This window comes from Paenibacillus sp. FSL L8-0333 (genome assembly GCF_037965665.1).
GTDB classification, from domain to species: domain Bacteria; phylum Bacillota; class Bacilli; order Paenibacillales; family Paenibacillaceae; genus Paenibacillus_AQ; species Paenibacillus_AQ odorifer.
In genome coordinates this window covers 369733-389377 of the sequence record NZ_CP150186.1, presented here as the reverse complement: position 1 = coordinate 389377, position 19645 = coordinate 369733, and the positions used below count along the sequence as shown (strand labels likewise).

Annotated in this window: 19 protein-coding genes; 2 read left to right on the top strand and 17 right to left on the bottom strand. The window is 44.7% G+C overall.

The window, feature by feature from the left end; genetic code table 11:
• The first annotated feature begins 88 nt into the window (after window positions 1-88).
• Both NYE72_RS01745 and NYE72_RS01740 read left to right on the top strand, forming a co-directional pair.
• Complete coding sequence (locus NYE72_RS01745; protein WP_167348483.1) at window positions 89-232, top strand: hypothetical protein; 144 nt, start codon at window positions 89-91, stop codon at window positions 230-232.
• 174 nt (window positions 233-406) lie between these two features.
• Entirely contained in the window at window positions 407-2689 is a 2283-nt protein-coding gene (locus NYE72_RS01740) for a TPM domain-containing protein (RefSeq protein WP_076274109.1), read from the top strand.
• A 91-nt stretch (window positions 2690-2780) separates the two neighbouring features.
• Here the strand turns inward: NYE72_RS01740 and NYE72_RS01735 are convergent, their stop codons facing one another.
• The 17 genes from NYE72_RS01735 to NYE72_RS01655 form a co-directional block, all read right to left on the bottom strand.
• The gene (locus NYE72_RS01735; protein ID WP_076141400.1) at window positions 2781-4397 is read right to left on the bottom strand and encodes an ATP-binding protein; all 1617 of its coding nucleotides are present in this window, start codon (window positions 4395-4397) and stop codon (window positions 2781-2783) included.
• Window positions 4398-4589: 192 nt separating this feature from the next.
• On the bottom strand, window positions 4590-5378 hold the full coding sequence (locus NYE72_RS01730) for a formate/nitrite transporter family protein (RefSeq protein WP_038568317.1): 789 nt from the start codon (window positions 5376-5378) through the stop codon (window positions 4590-4592).
• 416 nt (window positions 5379-5794) lie between these two features.
• On the bottom strand, window positions 5795-6895 hold the full coding sequence (locus NYE72_RS01725; RefSeq protein WP_038568314.1) for a toxic anion resistance protein: 1101 nt from the start codon (window positions 6893-6895) through the stop codon (window positions 5795-5797).
• Window positions 6896-6906: 11 nt separating this feature from the next.
• Entirely contained in the window at window positions 6907-7614 is a 708-nt protein-coding gene (locus NYE72_RS01720) for a hypothetical protein (RefSeq protein ID WP_036687454.1), read from the bottom strand.
• A gap of 34 nt (window positions 7615-7648) precedes the next feature.
• Complete coding sequence (locus tag NYE72_RS01715) at window positions 7649-8704, bottom strand: ATP-grasp domain-containing protein (RefSeq protein WP_036687430.1); 1056 nt, start codon at window positions 8702-8704, stop codon at window positions 7649-7651.
• On the bottom strand, window positions 8701-9534 hold the full coding sequence (locus NYE72_RS01710; protein ID WP_038568311.1) for an HAD family hydrolase: 834 nt from the start codon (window positions 9532-9534) through the stop codon (window positions 8701-8703). The genes NYE72_RS01715 and NYE72_RS01710 overlap by 4 nt, the downstream gene beginning before the upstream one ends.
• Complete coding sequence (locus NYE72_RS01705; protein ID WP_038568308.1) at window positions 9531-10682, bottom strand: cysteine protease StiP family protein; 1152 nt, start codon at window positions 10680-10682, stop codon at window positions 9531-9533. Before NYE72_RS01705 ends, NYE72_RS01710 begins: the two co-directional genes overlap by 4 nt.
• On the bottom strand, window positions 10663-11973 hold the full coding sequence (locus NYE72_RS01700) for a phosphoribosyltransferase family protein (protein WP_038574026.1): 1311 nt from the start codon (window positions 11971-11973) through the stop codon (window positions 10663-10665). Before NYE72_RS01700 ends, NYE72_RS01705 begins: the two co-directional genes overlap by 20 nt.
• A 76-nt stretch (window positions 11974-12049) precedes the next feature.
• Window positions 12050-13258 carry an HpcH/HpaI aldolase/citrate lyase family protein gene (locus NYE72_RS01695; protein WP_235219550.1) on the bottom strand — a complete coding sequence of 403 codons (1209 nt, stop codon included), beginning with the start codon at window positions 13256-13258 and terminating at the stop codon, window positions 12050-12052.
• A gap of 224 nt (window positions 13259-13482) precedes the next feature.
• Window positions 13483-14223 carry a TerC family protein gene (locus NYE72_RS01690; RefSeq protein WP_036687425.1) on the bottom strand — a complete coding sequence of 247 codons (741 nt, stop codon included), beginning with the start codon at window positions 14221-14223 and terminating at the stop codon, window positions 13483-13485.
• Between the two features lie 27 nt (window positions 14224-14250).
• The gene (locus NYE72_RS01685) at window positions 14251-15531 is read right to left on the bottom strand and encodes a TerD family protein (protein WP_038568304.1); all 1281 of its coding nucleotides are present in this window, start codon (window positions 15529-15531) and stop codon (window positions 14251-14253) included.
• A 133-nt stretch (window positions 15532-15664) separates the two neighbouring features.
• Window positions 15665-16246, bottom strand: coding sequence for a TerD family protein (locus NYE72_RS01680; RefSeq protein WP_036687422.1), 582 nt, complete (start codon window positions 16244-16246; stop codon window positions 15665-15667).
• A gap of 56 nt (window positions 16247-16302) precedes the next feature.
• Window positions 16303-16878, bottom strand: a complete 576-nt coding sequence (locus NYE72_RS01675; RefSeq protein WP_036687420.1) for a TerD family protein — start codon at window positions 16876-16878, stop codon at window positions 16303-16305.
• Between the two features lie 29 nt (window positions 16879-16907).
• The gene (locus NYE72_RS01670; protein ID WP_036687418.1) at window positions 16908-17504 is read right to left on the bottom strand and encodes a TerD family protein; all 597 of its coding nucleotides are present in this window, start codon (window positions 17502-17504) and stop codon (window positions 16908-16910) included.
• Window positions 17505-17628: 124 nt separating this feature from the next.
• A complete protein-coding gene (locus NYE72_RS01665) occupies window positions 17629-18075 on the bottom strand; it encodes a tellurite resistance TerB family protein (RefSeq protein WP_036687417.1) in 447 nt (148 codons plus the stop codon).
• A gap of 155 nt (window positions 18076-18230) precedes the next feature.
• Window positions 18231-18953, bottom strand: a complete 723-nt coding sequence (locus NYE72_RS01660; protein ID WP_076141451.1) for an amino acid ABC transporter ATP-binding protein — start codon at window positions 18951-18953, stop codon at window positions 18231-18233.
• A gap of 10 nt (window positions 18954-18963) precedes the next feature.
• Window positions 18964-19614: an amino acid ABC transporter permease gene (locus NYE72_RS01655; protein WP_036687415.1), complete on the bottom strand. Its 651-nt coding sequence runs from the start codon at window positions 19612-19614 to the stop codon at window positions 18964-18966.
• Between the last annotated feature and the right edge of the window lie 31 nt (window positions 19615-19645).

Here is a 19645-nt window from a genome sequence, read left to right as displayed (position 1 = left end):
AACGACAAACGATGATAATGATTATCATTATTATAAGCGTTAATAATTTCAATTTACTATATTTAAGTTAAAAGGAGACTGATCACCCATGAACGTTACCTCTACCCGAACAACATTACAGGTTGACGATTATCTGGATCTGCTCAATCTTGCCGTTAAAGTTGGAGATTTGAAATGGCAAAAAGAAATTAAATCCAGACTGCAATACATTCTCTGTCTGCCGACAAGATAATGCTTCTGAATATACGCCGTGTTCCCTTATTGGGAGCATGGCTTTTTTTGTTGGTATGCCGACATAGCTATATAATAATAGGAGTATCTCCAGGTCACCTGATGGTTAATGATATAGTATAATTATCAGCATAATATATAGAATAAAAAGCCCTTCAGATCGGAGCGTGTCAGCTTGAAAAAGTATATAGCTTTATTCTTAATGCTCAGCCTGTTATGGATACCCGGTGCATATGCCGCTGGAATTCCTGCACAGCAGGGATTCGTTACCGATAACGCTGAAATGTTCAGTTCCGCAGAAGCCGCGTCTATTTCTGCTACCGCTACTGGAGAACTCCTGACCATCCACGTACTCACTGTAGATTCCACAGACGGTACTCCAGCTGATAAGTATGCAGACAAGGTTTACGACTCGTGGAAACTGTCCACGCGGGATCTTCTACTGCTGATCTCCGCTGGTGACCAGTCCATTGAGCTAAATTTCTTAAATCCAGACTTTCAAAGCTCGTTAAATACTTGGTCTAAGAATCAGGGAGGGTCCTCGGGAAGTTCAGCCATCCAAAAACTGCTCGACACTTATTTCATTCCTTATGCCAAAAAAGGGGACTTCGCTGGCGGGACAAAGACTTTGATTAATGCCATCCATTCTATTGGAGATCGTGCCGGCAATACTGGAGGAACCGCAGGAAGCGGGAGCGCAGTCGGCGCCGGGAATGGTGTAAACCGCTCCAGCAGCTCCATGTTTATGATTGCAGCGATTCTTATCGGAGCCCTTCTAATCCTCCTTGTACTCTTTGTAGTGGTTACGGGCCTGCGTCGTCGCAAGCAGCTTAGCGAGCAACAGAAACAGTTATCTAATTTAATGGTCCAGGCAAATCGGGCACTGGAATCGCTAAATCCTTTTCAAGGGATCGTTCAAGGCAAGACGGGAGAGCTAGTCGAGGGTATTTCTAAGCGGCTGTCTGCCAAGCTCGTTGAAATCTCTGCACTACAAAGCGAAGGTCAAGGCGTTCAGCCGGCATTTTATCGCTTGGCTGCCCTCAAGACAGCTGTGAAACAATTACAGCTGACCGAAGCTTCCTTCCGCGCAGCGCTTGAAGAGGAAGAGAAACACATTGCTGTCATCAGCGAAGCTGACCGCAATGTCAAACAGCGTATTACAGAGCTGAAAGAGGATACGCCGGAGCTTGAAGAGCAACTGCAAGGTGCAGTTAAAGAAACCGGATATGAACTTCAAGAAATTGTAGAAGAACTTAAGGAGCTTGCGGAGGAGACAGCTAAGGCAGACCAATTAGAGCTTTTTGATCCCATTGCTGCACAAGAGGTTACCGAGGATGCACAGGAACGTCAGGAAAAGATCGAACAGGATCTGAAGGATGTTGATCTCTATGATGATAAGCTAAACAAATTCCCTACGGTATTAGCTGCGGCACGTGCCAAAATCACCGGGATCATTGAACAGAATTCACTGCACAATATGAAGGTTAAGCCATATGATCACCTGGAGCAGGCCCGCGCAGAATCGTTGACTCTTGAAGCGCCACTGCGTATAGGAGATATGGATGAGGTGCGCAGAATCGGCGCCAGTCTAGACCTTCTTCTGGATGAGGCTATTGCTATGACAGAGCAACAAGCACTGCTGCGGCAGAATAACCGTAGAGATCTAGAGACATTCCGCACCACATGGAGCCATTTGAAACAGCGGCGAGACGAGCTGCAGGCACGAATTACAGAAGCACGTGTACATTTCGAAGAACAGCATGTAGCTACTATAGAGAATATTCTGACGGAGTGGAGCACACGTCTTCGGGAAGGCGCAGGTGAAGTGGCGCAAATTGAGAACTGGACCAGTGATGAACGGGGCGAATATGACAAGGCCCACGATGCGCTGGAGCGCTTGCTGTCATTGCAGGATGAAGCTGGCCGGCAATATGACGGTGTCTCTGAAAGTCTAAATGTATTAAATGAAAGACTTGATAAAGTACAACGTCTCTTCTCCGAAGGACAAAGTCGGGTAGAGACGACCCAGCGAATGCTGCACAGCAGAGGCTTGTCTTCCAGAATCCGCTTTGAGTTGTCCTTATTGCCGGAATATAGCCAGTTGGAGCAACGGCTGTCATCCCGGCCTTACAACCTAGAGGAACTGGAATCGATTGGCCGCGCTTATGACGCTCAGATCACTTCCTTTGTGAATGAAGCGAACCGAATCATTCGCCAAAAGGAAGAGGAAGAACGGCTGGCCCAGCTAGCCATGATGAGAGAGCAACAGCGGCGTGCACAAGCCCGTAAACGAATGTCCTCTGGTCCTCCTTCTTCAGGTGGATTCGGTGGGGGACGTTCCTCCGGCGGCTCTTCCTGGGGCGGAGGCGGCAGTGGCGGCAAATCCTCCGGCGGTTCTTCTTGGGGCGGTGGCGGCGGCAAATCCGGTGGAAATTCATCGGGTGGCTCAAAGTGGTGATTCCTCACCATTAGATGCAAATGGATATACAAAAAGACTCTTTCGCCTACACCGGGCGGAAGAGTCTTTTTAATTATGAATTATTGCTGTTTCATTTGTGGTATGAATGTGCCATTGGAAGATAAATTGTAACGGCTGTGCCCACTCCCTTTTCACTAGCTATTGCCACATATCCTCTGTGGGCAGTCACGATTTTTTTGACAATCATGAAGCCAAGTCCATTCCCATCGCCTCTGGTCGTGTGAAAGGGCTCCCCTAATTTCTCCAGAACTTCCTTGTTCATACCCTCTCCATTATCGGTAAAGGTAATCACCTGGAATTCATCCTTCACATCAAGAGTTACTGTAATGCTCCCGCCAAAAGGCAAAGCTTCCATTGAATTTCTTAGGATATTCAGGAAAATCTGCTTAATCTGATTGCGGTCACATTCGATCTCAGCATCATAATGGATCTTTGTATTCAACGCTATATTATTCATCTCCACCTGAATCGCGAAGATATTCAATACTTCCAGAAGGATCGTACTACATTGTTCAGTCATATAATGCGCAGCCTGCGGCTTACCCAGAATAAGAAACTCGCTCACAATGAGATTCATTCTTTCCACTTCTGACATAATGAGATCATAATGCAGCAGACGTGAATCTTTATTAGCCAGTTGAAGCATCCCTTTCACCGTAGTCAGGGGATTGCGGATCTCATGTGCAATGCTCATGGCCAGTTGTCCTGCGACCACTAGCTTTTCTGTATTGCGCAGCACTTCTTCCGTTCTTTTCATCTCCGTGATGTTGCGCAAACTTCCAATCACACGCGCTAAGTAACCATTCGCATCGTAAACGGGTAGTACATCTAACATATAATGCTCGAACAACCCGTTTTTCTCCTGAATCACTTCTAACCCGGCACATGCGACATGATGTATGATGACATGTTGAAAGTATGCGCCCACATTCCTAATTTCAAAGACACTAGTTCCAACAACAGACTCTTGATGCTCACCACCCAAATGAAGCATGGCTAAACCGTTCTCATTTATATTCACGACTGTTCCGAATTGATCTGTTATGATTACCCCTAAGTAATTGGTCTCTAGCAAAATCCGATTTAATAATTGCAGCTGAGAATTTCCTCTCCGCAACAAAATCTCACGTTCAATCGAGTCAGCCATCGTACAGAGCAGAGGCAGCAAATGGGGATGGGCTACATCTATATCTGCCATAAATGAAATTGTACCTAAGATTTCCTGCCCATTTTCTTTATAAAATGGAGCCGTACAGCATACTAAATGATGCAAAATATGATGGAAATGGTCTCGTCCTGTCAGCTGGAATGGCCTCTGATATTCAAGGGCTAAAGCGATTGAATTGGTACCCACCTCTTTGTTCATCTGCACGCCTTCTTTGATGCCTACCTGTCCTACGAGATCAATAATCGTCGCATCTCCCTGGAACGCCAATAGATAACCTGCATCATCCGAAATCGTAATTAGGATCGGGTTCCCCTTTACTGAGGACAGAAATTTTTTGACAAAAAATTCGATAACCTCAATCACTTCACTATATACGCTAAGCTGCGCTCCCAATTCATCAGCAGAATATCCCTTTGCAAAGACAGGCGGTTGCTCAGAATCAATTCCTTGGTCTATACAATGCTGATTGGAAGCCTTAATAATGGTCTCATCCGTCAGTATCCCTGTTGTCTCATCCAAAGCCCTTACCCCATTCTGTATGAATCTTCAATTTTGCATTGCATAATTATGTATTCTACCTCTCTCCCTCTAATCCTTTTCAATCCTTAAAAATCAAATAATCCCAATGTTAAAAAATAACTTTCTGCACAAAAAAACTCCACCCCTGTAAAAGAGCGAAGTTTTGGAGGATTATTATTTTCTGTTTTTCTGTTAATGCTTAGTGTCATCCAAAAAAGGTTTATTCACATAATAATACATTACCCCCATCAGTACGCCACCGCCAATTAAATTACCGATCGTAACGGGGACAAGGTTATGGAACACTCCATACCACGATACCGTTCCGGGATGATCAAGTACAAGCGCAATCGCAAAGGTACACATATTGGCAATACTATGCTCATAGCCGGAGATGAAAAAACAGAATACGAATAAGACCATTGCGAACATTTTGGCCCCATCGCCTTTCATATTCATGGGTATAAAAAAAGCCATACAAACGAGCCAGTTACAAAGAATGGCCCGAAAGAAAAGCTGACCTGCCGGGGCTTCCATCTTATGCTCCACTACATATAACAAAAATCCGTTTACATCTGAGCTATAGAACAGTCCTGTCAAAAAAATCAGCAAGGCAAAAACGGCAGCTCCAAGAATATTACCGATATAACTCATGATCCACATGCGGACAACCTCAGACCATTTCATTTTCCGTCTTAGTGCCGTGTATGTGTAATAAAAAGTATCTCCGGTGAATAAATCCCCACCACCAAAAGAAATTAGAATAATAGCCGCTCCGAAAGTTATCGCAGCCATTGGATATGCAAAGGGGGATTGCTCCATAAAGAAATAGTTGCCTGTCTTAAAGGCTACAATTACACCGAATCCGATAAACATACTGGCCAGCATGGCTCTGGCAATATAGCGCATTACGCTTTGCCGGAATATCTTCTGTTTCTTAAGTGCTAAATGTTCAACCTGAAGCAGCGCCTCGTTCTCCATGTGACCTCCTTAGGGATTTTGGTATTTCCAGCTGATTATGGGCTAATCGTACAGCCTTGCGTTATTATACCCAATAACCCGCTGGAAATTACTTGAACCAATTCACGCCAAAAAATCCCTGAATACTTACGGGGAAGCGAAGCTACCTCTTGCTAATTGTCTTCATTCATTTTAGCAATGGCTTCTGCTTTTTCACTGCTGGCGACGATGATAAGCACGAGTATCAAACAGCCTAAAACCATAGCCTATCCCCACTTCCTCCACATGTAGTCTTGTGACAACTTATGTATGTGGATAGGGCTTTATGTTTGGCTACAGCAAACTTCATTTGATTAGACCAAAAAAAGCAGAGCAGCGAGCCCCCAGAAACGAAGGCTCACTGCTCTGCTATATTTTTACGGTCTTTTTTTAACTAATTAGTTCAAGAAACTGCTCAGTTGGCTCTCTGCTACACCTTGTTTCAGCGCCTCAGGCTTGTCCGCTTCATTGAGACCTAGACGATTGCCCAATTGGGTATTGATCGTCGTCATTTTGGATGTATAATCCTGGCAGCTCTCGATAATACGACGGTTTGACTGTTCCGAAGTGTCTAATGCGCTAAGCAGATCGCCGATCGCTTGATTCACGGCTTCCATAGACATGGAAGGTTTGGATAGAAGCTCGGTCGTTTTTTCTGTAGTCGTACGCAGCAAGCGTGCATTTTCTTTAAACTGATCTTCAATCGTCTTATTTGTTGCTTCTACAGCATTGATAACATTCTCCTGATCGGCCAGCGACATCGCAATCATTGCCGACACTGTGATCAGATTAGAGGTCTTATCAATCGCATTATTCACGGAATCGATCAGTTTATCATTATTGTCATTGATGATATCTGTAGCAGCGATCGCTTGATTGTACAATAGAATCATCTCTGTCATGGACTGAATACGAACCATCACTTTACGTAGACCACGCTCCAGATAAGCTTTACGGAACTCATTCTCAGGCTTCGCAATCTCCACCTCGAACAGCTCTTTTAGCTTATTGCCGAAGGCAATTTTGGTCTGCAGGTTATAGATCTCCTCCATAGAGGTACGTTTCAGCTGGCGCATATTTACAATACTCTCTTCGAGGGTATCCCTGCCGTCGCGTAGACCGGTAACAATCGCATCAATATTCGTGCGGACAGACTGATATTTGTACACATAGTTCTTCATCGGACTCTTCCGCAGCATTTTGCCGAAAAAGCTAACATTCTTACTCTGTTGCAGATTTTCACACTCATTCCGCAGCTTCATAATCATGTTAGGCACTTCAACACGCTTACCGGACATCAGGTCATTTACCGGACGATCCAGAAGTTTGAGGGTTTGGCCTGCTTTCTCCTGCGTCTTCACCCCAAGCTTCCCGATATCATCCATTAAAGAATCCAACGTGACTGTATCTGTTTGGGATACCTTCTCGATCAATTGTGCCGCTTCTTCGACTACCTTTTGTTCATCTTCTTTTTTTAATTGGATCAACTGCGTGGACATGGGTTTCCCTCCTATAATTCGGAACTGCTATACCGCTGATGAATCAGTTCCGCCTTCGTCTGAAGTTCCATCAGGTCTTTATGTTCGATCGTCGAAGCAATATCCGATATTTTGGAATCAACATCTCTTAGACCGTTCAGCAGCGTTCTCCGATTCTTCGTCTTTGCTTCACCACTTAGGCGCAAAAATGGGTTAATCACACCATTCAAATCCTTCAGAATCAATCTGCGGACCGTGTGATTAATATCGCCATTATTGAGCTCCTGCAGCAGCGGAATTACACGTTGAAGTCTCGCAAAAAGCGCCAGTGATTTCTCGACAATTTCATTGTCCAGTGTATCCTTCTGCCCTTCGGAGATAATCATATCTTCCAGAATGCTAAGATACTCAACTACCGGAGCAAATTCCGGTCCAATCTTCGTCGGTTCGGCCTCAGTTCTACCACTATTGCCCGGATTAAATGGTGCAGCATTATTTGCCGCACTATTTAATTGCGGAGCATTTGCAGAGGGAGCTGGAGCAATAGGTACCGTCTCTGGACCTGCTGGCAGCACCTCAGCCGGAAGGTTGGTTCTCGGACTTCTCGTTGCAAGAACCCCTACAGCAGCACCTGCTACAGGCAACAGCAAGGAGAGTAACTCAGGCAGAAAAGAGCTCGTTAATACAGCGACAACATAGCCAATACCGGCATACAGCAATATTTTCGATTTAAATTTAATTTTTCTCACCTCTTGTGAGCGAGATTGCGAACGCTCAATTCACGGGATCCGAAATTACGGATTCGCCGTTTATTTTCATAATTAGCGGCTGCTCTACATGGCTGGCAAGCACATTATCGCCGAACTCCGCAGGCTGTACCTCTCCGCCGAGTGCACTTTTGACAGCCAGGTATGGAAAGTTAATTCCAGACAGACAAGAAATATGAAGACCTCCAGACATCCGGGGGTTAATCTCCAGCAGTTTAGGAATTCCACCACTATACTTCATTTGAATATTGAAATTGAAAGGTATTTTATATACCTCTGCTACCCGAGAAGCGATCTCCTCCAGCTCCGGAATATGCTCCATCAGCCGCAGACGGCCGCCAGCTTTACGACGGGGCACAGCCGCTAACAGTCTGCCGTTCTCATCTGACAAGCAATCTATACTGTATTCATAACCTTCCAGCAATTCCATCACCATAAGTTCAGGGAATGTAGCTTCACTTCCCAGAATACGATAAGCCTCTTCGAAGGATATCAGCGGTGTTACATGACCAAACAGCTCCTGCAGAGGACTACGTGTGTTATCAATGATACGGAAGCCGAGGCCCCCCTCTGTCTCCGTAGGTTTAAAGCATACGCGATGCCCTTTGGCTACAAGATCATGATAAGCCTCTTTGAACTGCTCTGCTGTACTGACCACATGATAATCAGGAATTGTCATAATCCCGGTTTCCTTAACACTTTCGTAGAACTTACCCTTATCCATGATGGTCTCCAACAAGTCCAAATCTCTACAGACCAGAACCTTGGTACCAATCGCATCAAACATAGCAGCATGCAAAGCTATATCCAGCATATGTAACCGTGGAATAAAGATATCGATCTCATTGCGGCGACAGAAATCCACACAAAATTGAACATATTCTATTCCAGTCAGTGCCGGTTCAGTCCCAGCAACATCAGCCCCTTGAAGTGACATATGGTGAATATCTGGGTGCGTGGCGAAGATTTGTACAGGAACGCCATCCTCATTATTGCGGATGAGATTCATATAATGGTAAGCGACGGAAAACCAGCGATTGAAATAAATGTTTACCTTTTTCATAGTGGCCCAACTCCCAATACGGTTAAGTTATTATAGATCATGTTTACATACTGTAGAATTTCATCACCAGCAAAAACACCCGCTTGCTTCGTAAAGGGATACCTTGATTTTACAAGACCACTCTGCTGCTCTGCAAATATTTCTCCATGACAAGGAGCAATCGCATAGTCCGCACTTTCTAGTAAACTCTTATCCAACAAGGAATCTCCCGATGCTACCATCGGTTCTGACCGAACCGTCCGGCGTACATAAACAATCGCATCACTTTTATTTACAGCGGCAGGAACGACATATAGCTTGCGCCCTTGTAAGGATACCCGCCAGCCCAAATCGTATAATCGCTCTGCCAGATTCGTAATCTCATCCATAGGTAATAAATCACGCACTACCACAAAGGTATAGAATAAATCATCACAATACCGCTCACTAATGATCCATTCCTCGTGCACTACAGACCTAACGTGCATTCTAACTTCTTCTGCCGCAGCCGATTCATTTTGAACAAGCCTGCCCACAGAAGCTCTCCAGCTCTTATCCACTTCGCCACCAATCAGAATATTCCCGCCATTACTAGTAATCGCGTAGTCTGGAATAATCGTGTCTTGAAACAGATTAATACGCTTATACTGCGCGATTGTACGTGTTGTAACGGGCATAAAGATAATACGGGAAGTAAGCTCCATCAGATCAGCCAATGCTTTTTGGGAAATGTATGAAACCGTCTTGCCATCCACAACCTCCGCAGGAACCAGGCCCGGAGTATTCTCCGGGACACCGATTGCATTTAGGGAATAGATTAACGTTCGGTCCAAATCACTGGCATAGATCATTCCGTCTCACCTCTCAGCGGTTTAATAATCCCGCAACAGGAATAGGTGAGTCCAGGGAATACTTCTACTGGAACCCCCCTATCCTCTGCTAAGAGAATAATATGACGGAGATTTGGATTATCCATAGTATCGACAAGAATCTTCCACGGTACTCTGCGCAGCAGCACTCGGGTTGTTTCTCCGACTCCGGGCTTGACCAAATTGATGTTATCTATGCCGAACACTTCTTGAATACTCTGAATATCACGCAGCCCCTGCCATGTAATTTCTGGCGGGGATTGCTGCATCTGTTCAGCAATCCCTTGTGCTTCTTCCGCAACGGAGGAGAAATACGGGCAGATCGCCGCAATGAATACATTAGATACATCCGTATCGAGCCATTCCTTGTAGAATTTAGCCCCATGGAATTCTTCCGGACCGATTAAATCATCGCGCAACACTGTCCGGCTCATCAGCCCTGACACCGTAGAATTGAGGCATGCACTAGGAATAAGATAATCCTCTCTAGTACCGAACGTGCCTGAACAATTCCCGGGATCAGCCAATACGGCCAGGTCATCATTTAGCCGAATGCCATATTTCTCATACAGGCTGTTGCACGCTTCAATCAATACCTGGCGAATAGCTCCTTTCCCCGTCCATCCATCGACAAACTGCAAATCAGCGTCAAGCCCGTGCTTTTGCAGAATATAGAGGATTGCGTTCTCATCAATCCCCTTGCCCCGAATGATAGAGATACTATAATGCGGCAAATCAGCATCATATCGCTCTTGGATATAACGCTTAATCAGTACACCAATTGGTGTTCCCGCTCTTGCCAAAGAGACTAACACCGTATCAAGTCCCCGTTGAGCGACAATCATCTCAGAGACTACCGCTACTGCTAGAGCGACCTTCTCCGCAGATTGCTCCAGCGTCTCGTGAAATAACTCAATATACTGCTCAGTAGGCTGATATTCCACGGGCAGCATCTCAGAGTAATGTACACCTGATTGAATGGCGGCCTCTCTTTCGTCAGTCGCCCGCTCCAGTGAAACATCACTCAGATCCTTAAGCAAAAATATAACATCTGATGGAGAATAGCTGCCTAGCGGAACCGGTTCGGCTATACTTCTGTTTAGAATTTCTTCAGTTACTGTTCCCTTCATTGGTAGGGCCTCCACTTCTTCTTTCCGAGGTCAGTACAATAAGATGCACTTTATGGCGGGCCAGTTTCTTCAGTATATCAAGCATAGGTTTCATACGTTCATGCGGTACATCACGCTCAATCAGCACAAATATATCATCGTATTGATCAGGAGCTACATTATAGATAAAGTTTGTGATCTCCGGGTCGCCGGCTGAAGGATAGGCAGCAGCACTATGCACCCCATAATCCGGTCGACGCTCAGGGTGGATTGGACTTCTAGTGGAAGACTGATAAGCAATCCCTTCCCCCATTTCCGCCGCCACTCTCATCGGAAGATACATAAATTCCCCTACGCCCATTACCAAGGCTTTCGGTCCTCTACGCAATTGCCGCAGCTGTTCAGCTATTCGCTTCACACCCTGATCAAGCCCCGGATTATCCTGCGACACAATTCCGAAACGTCCACTATATTTCATATACGGCGCTGTGTTAATCTCACCATATGAATCGATAGAGGATACCTCCAGTCGTTCCATTCCATCTGGAGCATAAGTGGTTACAACCTCACACTCTAAAGCAGCCTCTCTATCCAGCTGCTCTGTATCCTTATTAAATACTGGTGAACCTATCACTTCAATATTCCCTTGCAGCAGACATAACGACTTAATGCGAATCCCCAGCTCCTGCTCAAGATCACTATAGTGTTGAAGATTGCTGCCGCTTCTCCAGTCCAAAAGGGAGACTACCACATATTCCTCCCGCGGGAACTTTGACTGAATATCCCGAATCGTATTGATCGCGGTTTTCCCAGTCGTAATCTCGTCATCTACCAATATAATAGGCTCTGTCCCAGATAATAGTTCGGTATCCAAGGCATAACATAGATGATCAACCGCATGAGAATGTTCTTCTACAAAACTTACAACAGACTCCAAATCAGGAATATGCTCACGCGTAGTATGAATATATGATGCCTGCTCAGCAAAGATGTTGTACACACTGTGACCCAGTGCAGTTGCCGTTTCTGCGAATCCAATAAAAACCACAGGCTTGGGCAAAACCAGCTGGGCCGCTAGCAAATGTTGATAGGCTTCCTTAGCAAATTCAGGATGAATCAGCCCATGAACCGCCATATCCAATAACTCTGTCATACGATCACTGTCCACGGAATCACCGTTCATCTCCTGATATAACAGCAGCGCCAACGCTGCTCCGCTTAGAAGTGAAGTATACGGATCGACGGGGATATGCTTGCCAAGCACCTTACTGACAAACAGAAAAGTCCGCTTTTTATTAATTCGCGCCGCCATAGAGAATAAAGAATCCAGAGGCATATGAAAGGGGTTAAAGGTTTCGGTTACATTCACTTGCAGGTTCTCGACTATGTTATACGTGCGTAAATTCGTTTTCGGGTAATAATCCGACAAAATGCTGTTGTTCATGTAACACCCCGTATATTTGAGATCGTAGTAAAGTTCGTCTTGCCCAATTGAGATGGGGCTTAATTTCATTCATTTTATTAAAATATTGACTCTTAAACACGCCCAAACTGCCATCATTACTTTCTACAATGCTTAAAGCATCAACGTATTCCTCATGCATAACCGTATACATCGCCTGAACAGGTCTGAGGTGAGAAGGATGGATAATCGTCTTGCCTACAATTCCATTCTCTTTATCTAAAATAACCTCACGAATTAGCCCGTCTACACTGCTCGAAATATAGCTATTCCGCATATCACGGCCGTTTTTGCCGTAAGTATCCTCAAATGGCGTCTGCCGTAGCTGCGGCCGGAGAACTCGATGGCCTTTATTCGCAAAATACTCCCAGACGGGTCCTGAGATCACATATCCCTCTTCAACCCGCCCAAACACATTGATAATGTCCGAGATACAGTCACGAATAGGAGTAAGATCATAAATACTAACATCAGGACTGCGACGCAGTCCGAACAGACTGGAGAAATCCGTTGCCCCAATTCTAACGTTTAGGACAAGTTCACGGTAATTACGGAGTAAATCACGGATAGATAGCAGACTGTCCACTCGACTTTCCCGATAAATAATAGGTGCAGTTTCCAAGATTGGCATCCCGTAAAGCACAGGATCATTATAACCACGCGTATTGTTGTACTCAGCTAACGTTTCAAAATATTGAATTCCATTGTCCACAGAGAACTTAGGAAAAACAAACCCTGTTAACATCGTTACCAAGGATCCCAAGCGGAAAATCATTTGCCGGAGTTGGTCCGGGTTACGTACTCGTATAAAAAGAAGCGGGAGGCTGTTTGCCGAATCCAGCTCATTTTCTGCGTAAGCAGCTAGATAAATAAGATGCTGGATAATAGACTCCTCTGCATTGTCAACCTGGTCATCTCCGATTGCGTCCTCCAGATCTATAATAACCGTCACCAGACCTGCATTCTTGAGCTTAATGATGTCTTCTGCAACACTTGCACGGGTAGCCGGCATATAGAGGGCAGCGCCGACAGCGTAGGCTAGCAGTTCCTTGTTCGTGGTATGATCAAATGAGATAGGCGGAGTGTAAAACAAAGAGTTTTCTTGTTCTTTCGTCAGGTAATCGAAGTATCTCAAATCGGTTCCCCCTTATAGTTTTGCGAAGCCAAGCAAAACAAGCGTAGACCTCTCCTCATAGAGAGTGTCAGAACCGGCAATACTGTCCCTTGGGATGGCATCTTGGCTCTCTCAAATATAAGTGAAGGCCTACGCTATAACATATACGATTACCTGAAAGAAGCAGGCGTTTCTATTCTTGCATGATCGGCTCCGACTTCTCTATGGTGCAATTACTTTTTTAATCATGCACTTTTGTGGGCATCTTTTTTCTTACGTCTAGCACTGTAGAGGATCGTACCCACGAATACCGCTATAAGGATTGTAAAGAATACGACATGCGGCAATTCAAAGCCAAAAGCACCCGCTAGCATCTTACCCGCAATAATGGCGATAAGCAGGAACGCTGCCTGTTCCAATTCAGGGAATTTATCAATAAGCTTCAAGAATACCTGCGCCACTCCGCGCATCATCAGAACTCCTAATATACCACCCATAAAGAGAACCCAAACCTGATCGCTAAGTCCAAATGCAGCAATGACACTGTCAATACTGAAAGCAATATCCATTAATTCAACAAGGAGAACCGTCTTCCAAAAAGAAGTGCCTTTATTCTCCGTATGCTCTTCGCCACTGCCCTTAAATAAACCTTTATATGCGATATAAAAGAGATACAGTGCACCAAGAACCTTAACCAAAGTAAACTTAATAAGAAATGTCCCTAGTCCAATGGCCAGGAATCTGAACAAATAAGCCCCTAAGATACCGTAGAAAAGTGCCTTTTTCTGCTGCTCCTTAGGTAGATGCTTAACCATAACGGCAAGCACAAGCGCATTATCTGCAGAGAGCAAACCTTCTAGTAGAATTAAGCTTCCGATAATCCCCCAGCTCACAGGATCAGAGAGCGTGCCTACTACATCACTCCATGAGAAAAAATGCCCGTAATTCTCACTAATATTTCTAAAAAAATCTGCGAACCAATCCATTACACTTTGCGCCTCCGGTAAAATCGATTATTTGCTGCCCGCAACCCAGCGCAGCCCCCATCCATAGGCTTCATCCATCTCACGATGACCACTGTAATATTGCACCAGCCGTTCAACACTAAATGTTTCATTGCTTACATTCCGGAATAACGCAATGGCACACATCCCTTTTCGGTTGTTATGCTCGTCCAAATTTACAATGATATCAGGTCCTCCGCCTTGTTTGATGGTGACAACCCCATCGGCCTCCGACCAGTTGGTTACCCCTTTATAAATAAAGGAAAACACTAGAATGCGTTCAATCTCGGAAATTTTGATACCATTTATACGCAAATTCTCACCAGTAGTTACGGAGCCTGTACGATCATCCCCATCAAGCATGACATAAGGAGGTTGATTTAAGGAGCCAAAGGCATTGCCTAACGCTTGTACCACTCCTTTACTGCCATTCTTCAGTTCATACAGACAAGCAAGATCTAGATCTACGCCATTTTTACGACTAAAGAGTCCGCCCTGTTTCTGGTTCCAGTTGAGATTAATCAACACTTCCCCTAAATCACCACTGGCTGATTTTTTCAAATTGATGGAATCGCCTTTTTTCTTCAGCTCGATTTTCTTCAAGTTGAGATTTATTGGCGAAGGCGGAGGTGTGGGTGGAGGGCTCTCTTCACGTTTCACTGGCTGCGCAGGCGGCGTTGCGAAGATTTGTGGTGGAATCTGCGGCTTAACCTCCGGCTGTGGAGCAGCAGGAGCAGGCTCCTCATTCGCTTCAATACCAAAGTTGCTGCATATCTCTTTCAAACCTCCGGCAAACCCCGCTGCAATGGCACTGAACTTCCATTCACTGTTATATCTATATAATTCCCCTACCACAATGGCCGTTTCCACGGAGAAAAGATTGTCGAGATCACATCGGAGCAGTTCCGCACCTGTTACTTGATTCAGAATCCGAAAATAGGCCTGACTTACTTGCCCAAAACTTTGACCCCTTTTCTCCCCATCATAGATGGTAAGTGTAAAGGCAATCTTCATCACATCGGAAGGAATCTTATCCAATTGAACTTCGAATTGCTTGCGGTCATTGAATCCTGGCACATCCTTATACCTAATATAAGAAGTGGCTGGATTATTATAAAATATTAAATCCTCGTCTTTACTTACCTTACCCTCTGATCCAAGCAGGAAAGCAGAGCTATCAATCTCCAGAGCAGCCGGAGCATTCCAGCCGATTTCTACGATTATAGAATGAAGTCCAGCATTGCCTTTGGTCAGATCAGCTTTTTGCCCTTTGACTACGTTAACACTCATTCTTACGCCACCTTTATAAATGGAGTAAACCAACCCATAATTTTGTAAAAAAGAACCCCACAAAGTGGAGTCTGTACTGCTCTAAATATTTAGAAAAAGGGCAGGATCGGTAATGACCCCGCCCACTTGGATGCTATTGCGCGTCCAGTCCATAGTTTCTGCATAAAGCGCTTAGACCGCCGGCAAAGCCACTTCCAATCGCCTGGAACTTCCAATCCGCACCATTGCGGTAGAACTCACAGAATACAACAGCTGTTTCAGTTGAGAAGTCTTCACCCAGATCAAAGCGAAGCACTTCACGATCATTAGAAGCATCTACCACACGTACAAAGGCATTGGAGACTTGTCCAAAGTTTTGTGCCCGAGTTTCGTAATCATAGATCGTTACCGTTATTCCGATGCGCTGAATATGAGCAGGGATTTTGCTGAAGTCAACAACAATCTGCTCATCATCTCCGTCCCCCTCACCCGTACGGTTATCCCCCGTATGAGTCAAAGAACCTGCGCCACCCGAGGGATTATTGTAGAATACAAAATCATCGGAGCCCTTGGCTTTACCATCTTCATGCAGTAGAAAGGCTGAAGCATCAAGGTCAAAATCTTGGCCGCCGCTATACTTATTAGTATCCCAGCCCAATCCTACTACTACCTTAGTCAAACCCGGATTAGTCTTGGTAAGATCAATCCGTTGTCCTTTAGAGAGACTGATCGTCACTGACAAAACCTTCCTTCATTATTCATTTAGTTCATCTTTGGCATATACAACGAAATTTATTGCAGGCCGTAGTCGCGAGTCAAACCGCTCAAGCCGTCTTTATAGCCGCTGCCGATGGCATTGAACTTCCACTCTGCACCATTACGATACAGTTCGCCTACAACAACACCAGTTTCAATAGAGAAATCCTCACCGAGGTCGAAACGAATCAGCTCTTCATTGTTCAGATCGTTTACGATACGTACATAAGAACGGGAAACTTGTCCGAAGTTTTGACTTCTTGCTTCAGCATCATAAATTGTAATAGTAAAAGCTACTTTGTCTACATCAGCAGGGATGTTCTGAAGATCCACTTGAACCTGCTCATCATCACCATCGCCTTCACCTGTACGGTTATCGCCGGTATGAACAACAGAAGCATTTTCATTTTGCTTGTTATTGAAAAAAATAAAGTTTGTTTCTTTATCAACTTTACCACTAGCATTGGTCAAAAAGACGGATACGTCCAAATCGAAATCTTTTCCGCCGTCATATTTATTAGTGTCCCAACCAAGACCTACTGTGATTTTGGATAAACCTGGGTTTGTTTTCGTTAAATCGATCTTTTGACCTTTGGATAGATTAATTGCCATGATTACATACCTCTTTTCTTATATTTGGATTATACGTAGCGTTCTGCAAGTTGATTGATATGAGCGGCGTGGCTGCCTTCACCAATTGCAGCGAATTTCCATTCCCCACCTTGGCGGTAAAGCTCTCCACAAATAAGTGCCGTAAAACCTGTGTAGTTGTCTGATAAGTTAAATTTAATCAACTCATTATTCCCGGCAGCATTCATTACCCGAATATACGCTGATTTGATCATTCCAAAATCCTGTTTGCGATTCACTGCATCGTAAATGTTAACGACAACCAGAACCTTGTGAACATCGGCAGGAATGGCTTTCAAATTAACCATGATTTGCTCGTCATCTCCGTCGCCTTCACCCGTCAGATTATCTCCGGAATGAATAACCGAGTTGCAAGGACTTTGCTTGTTGTGGAAGCAGATCAGGTTACCCTTCTTAGTTAGCTTACCTTCCTCATTTAATAGCAGTGCTGAGGCATCACAGTCGACATTCGCCTGTTTCTTGACTCCAAAGAATCCCCGCGAGGCTTCAATCGGATCCCAGCCTAAGCCCACAATTACATTGGACAAGCCCGCATTACCTTTAGTCAAATCAATCTTTTGACCTTTTACCAGATTAATTCCAGCCAAATCAACGTACCTCCGTTTCCGATAAAAATCATTATCTGTTAGTCTAGCTTTTAGGTGTTATATCAATGATACGATAAAGATTAAATTACGTTTCAACGAACTTTCATCTATGACTCCACCTAATTTATAAACTGAATTCGCTAGGGTTTAATCCCAAGACGCTACAAATATTCCGCACAACTGCTTTTTCATAGTCATCAAAATCGCCATCGGCCGATCCAATTGCCGAGCATACGCCCACGATTAAACGTCCTGCATCTGGTTTGCCGCTAAACTTTGCGATGGCCTTCAAAGCCTCTTGTTTCCCTATTTCCGGTGAGAATTCGAAGTTGCTTACATAATAGTTAAATTGAGCAATGACATCTCTCATGTCAAATACCTTCAATTCATTACTCATATTCATATAGCCGGCCATTTTATTTTTCTCTGCTTCTTCTATTTTACCGTCAGCCGCAGCCACCAAAGCGCAGCCCGCAACTACAGCATTCATAAAATCTTTATTTTTGAATTTTTTCACTTGATCTGTTAGTCCGCTTTTGGTTGTGTTTAACCAGTTTTTAAATGTGCTCATCGTATTCTCCCTCTATCACTGCAAGATTATGATAACAAAAGATATCCCCAGAGCCTCCTCTCCACGTTCCGACAGATTTTGCATATAAATCCCTGAAATAACCGTTACTCTTCTAATATACCTGATAAAATAACAAGATTCTACTTTCCACAAAATTACAGCACCTTTGATAGAAAAGAGCGTGTCCGTTCTTGCACAGGATTTCCGAACAGCTGCTCCGGACTTCCTTCCTCCACAATCTCACCTTGTTCCATAAACAGCACACGATCTCCCACCTCACGCGCAAAGCCCATTTCATGCGTCACCACGACCATCGTCATCCCCTCACGGGCCAGCTCCTTCATCACCGCCAGCACTTCCCCCACCATCTCCGGGTCAAGCGCTGAGGTTGGTTCGTCAAAGAGCATAATTTGGGGCTCCATAGCCAGCGCCCTTGCAATTGCTACCCGCTGAGCCTGCCCCCCAGACAATGAGGCTGGATACATCTCTTCTTTTTCACTTAGACCTACTTTTTGCAGCAGCTCCAGCGCTTTTTGCCGCGCTTTATCCGGAGACCATTTACGCACCTGAACCGGTGCCAGCATAATGTTCTCTATAACCTTCATATGAGGAAATAAATTAAACTGCTGAAACACCATCCCAAGCTCTGTACGGATATCGTTAATCTTCGTACTCGCCGCCATCAAAGAAGTGCCTTCAATTACAATCTCGCCCCCCTGCGGCTGCTCCAGTAAATTAAGGCAACGCAAAAAGGTGGATTTACCCGATCCGGACGGCCCAATAACCACCACTACCTCCTGACTGAAAATATCGATACTTATGTCGGCCAGCACCGTATTTGTTCCAAATGATTTATGTAAGTTCCGTACTGAAATCATAGGCTCCATCCTATTTCAGCCTCCGTTCAACGTAATTCAGCAGCTTGCTAAGAGAATAGGTAAGAATGAAATAAATAAGTGCCGCTGTCAAATAAGGCTCCCATATCCGCAAATATTGCCCTTTCATCGTGTTGGTCCAATACATTATTTCCGGTGCAGCCACCAAAGCCAGAAGAGAGGAGTCTTTCACAAGCACAATAAACTCGTTACCAAAAGCCGGAACCATCCGTTTGATCGCTTGCGGTAAAATAATAAATCTCATCGCTTGCCGATTAGTCATCCCCAGTGAAATAGCGGCTTCCCGTTGCCCACGATCAACCGACTGAATGCCCGCCCGAAAAATCTCAGCCGAATAAGCAGCCGAATTAAGCGACAGAGCGACAAACGCAGTGATTAGGGCGTTGGTTTTGCCGTAAAGCGGGGGAATCACTCCAAAGTGAACAATCAGAATCTGCACATACAGTGGTGTTCCCCGAAAAAAGTTGATATATGAATGAAAAGGCCAGCGCAAATACCATTTAGGAGCCATTTTGCCAAATCCGATCCCCAGTCCCAAAATAGAACCAAATAAAATAGAAACTACAGAAATACCGATAGTCAGCAATGTCCCTTTTAAAAGGACGGGCAAATAATGAATAATAATGTCCATTCTAAAATCCATAGGACTCTCCCCTTCTCTTCTTTATGTCATC

Bases quoted from the DNA above. Each gene is read 5' to 3' on its own strand.
- NYE72_RS01660 (WP_076141451.1), bottom strand. From the start codon at position 18,953: ATGATTTCAGTACGGAACTTACATAAATCATTTGGAACAAATACGGTG.
- NYE72_RS01700 (WP_038574026.1), bottom strand. From the start codon at position 11,973: ATGGCGGCGCGAATTAATAAAAAGCGGACTTTTCTGTTTGTCAGTAAG.
- NYE72_RS01690 (WP_036687425.1), bottom strand. From the start codon at position 14,223: ATGGATTGGTTCGCAGATTTTTTTAGAAATATTAGTGAGAATTACGGG.
- NYE72_RS01715 (WP_036687430.1), bottom strand. From the start codon at position 8,704: ATGAAAAAGGTAAACATTTATTTCAATCGCTGGTTTTCCGTCGCTTAC.
- NYE72_RS01655 (WP_036687415.1), bottom strand. From the start codon at position 19,614: ATGGATTTTAGAATGGACATTATTATTCATTATTTGCCCGTCCTTTTA.
- NYE72_RS01705 (WP_038568308.1), bottom strand. From the start codon at position 10,682: ATGAAGGGAACAGTAACTGAAGAAATTCTAAACAGAAGTATAGCCGAA.
- NYE72_RS01675 (WP_036687420.1), bottom strand. From the start codon at position 16,878: ATGGCAATTAATCTATCCAAAGGTCAAAAGATCGATTTAACGAAAACA.
- NYE72_RS01665 (WP_036687417.1), bottom strand. From the start codon at position 18,075: ATGAGCACATTTAAAAACTGGTTAAACACAACCAAAAGCGGACTAACA.
- NYE72_RS01685 (WP_038568304.1), bottom strand. From the start codon at position 15,531: ATGAGTGTTAACGTAGTCAAAGGGCAAAAAGCTGATCTGACCAAAGGC.
- NYE72_RS01745 (WP_167348483.1), top strand. From the start codon at position 89: ATGAACGTTACCTCTACCCGAACAACATTACAGGTTGACGATTATCTG.
- NYE72_RS01725 (WP_038568314.1), bottom strand. From the start codon at position 6,895: ATGTCCACGCAGTTGATCCAATTAAAAAAAGAAGATGAACAAAAGGTA.
- NYE72_RS01710 (WP_038568311.1), bottom strand. From the start codon at position 9,534: ATGATCTATGCCAGTGATTTGGACCGAACGTTAATCTATTCCCTAAAT.
- NYE72_RS01730 (WP_038568317.1), bottom strand. From the start codon at position 5,378: ATGGAGAACGAGGCGCTGCTTCAGGTTGAACATTTAGCACTTAAGAAA.